The 1,193-nt window shown below is 53.0% G+C and carries 1 protein-coding gene; it reads left to right on the forward strand.

Going from position 1 to position 1,193, the window contains the following annotated elements:
- Positions 1–64 precede the first annotated feature (64 nt).
- A protein-coding gene (locus BLP78_RS15015; RefSeq protein ID WP_090460560.1) for an IS3 family transposase occupies positions 65–1,176 on the forward strand; the annotation gives its coding sequence in 2 pieces (ribosomal slippage) (positions 65–317 and positions 317–1,176; 1,113 coding nt in all).
- The last annotated feature ends 17 nt before the right edge of the window (positions 1,177–1,193 follow it).

Genomic DNA, 1,193 nt, shown 5'->3' on the forward strand with positions numbered 1-1,193 from the left:
TGACCTGCCCCTTTCATTAGCTTCATGATGTAGTAGAGTCCGATTCTTAAAAAGGAGCGGATTTATGAAGAAACGATTTAGCGAGGAGCAGATTATTGGCTTCCTGAAGGAAGCGGATGCGGGCATGCCTGTAGTGGAGCTGTGCCGCAAGCATGGTTTTTCCGATGCCTCCTATTATAAGTGGAAGGCCAAGTTTGGCGGCATGGACGTCTCCGATGCCAAGCGACTCAAGGTGTTGCAAGAGGAGAACGGCAAGCTCAAGCGACTACTGGCTGACGCGCTGCTCGACAATGCCGCATTGAAAGATGTCGTTTCACGAAAGTGGTAAGCCCACAAGCAAGGCGGGAAGTGGTTGCGTCTCTGAAGACGCAATGGCAGTTTTCTGAACGCAGAGCTTGTGGGCTGATGAACATTTCCACTTCCGTATTGCGCTATCGTGCCCGGCCAGATTTCAATGGTCAGCTATGCGAGCGGATTGTTTCGCTTGCTGGGCAAAGGCGGCGCTTTGGCTATCGACGCATCCATGTTCTGCTCAAGCGGGAAGGCTGGTGCGTCAATGTCAAGCGAGTCTATCGGCTCTACCGCAGCGCGGGATTAGCAGTGCGAAAGCGCTGTCGAAAGCGGATCGGCCTCACGGAAAGAGTGCCATTGCTGTTGCCTGAAGTACCAAACCATGCTTGGTCAATGGATTTCGTGCATGACGGCCTGGCTGATGGCAGACGCATTCGCTGCCTGAATGTGGTCGATGATTGTACTAAGGAAAGCATCGTCATCGAGGTCGACACTTCTATTTCGGGAGAGCGTGTAACCCGTGTACTAGACCGAATTGCCGGACACCGACCATTGCCACGAATGATCAGGGTCGATCACGGACCAGAATTCACCAGTCTAGCGCTGGATGCATGGGCTCATGCCCGGGGTGTGAAGCTAGCGTTCATCCAGCCAGGCAAGCCCACGCAGAATGCCTATATCGAAAGCTTCAATGGGCGATTCCGGGATGAGTGCCTCAACGACCATTGGTTCTTAACCCTGTACGAAGCACGTGTTCTGATCGAGGCATGGCGAAAAGATTACAATTCAACACGGCCGCATAGTTCGTTGGGCAACATCACCCCAGCCGAATTTGCAGCCCACCATCAATTTACAACCCCGGATTCTACTGCACCGTGTAGCTAATTACTGGGAGCAGGTCA

The organism is Nitrosospira sp. Nsp1, from assembly GCF_900100985.1.
Classification (GTDB): Bacteria; Pseudomonadota; Gammaproteobacteria; order Burkholderiales; family Nitrosomonadaceae; genus Nitrosospira.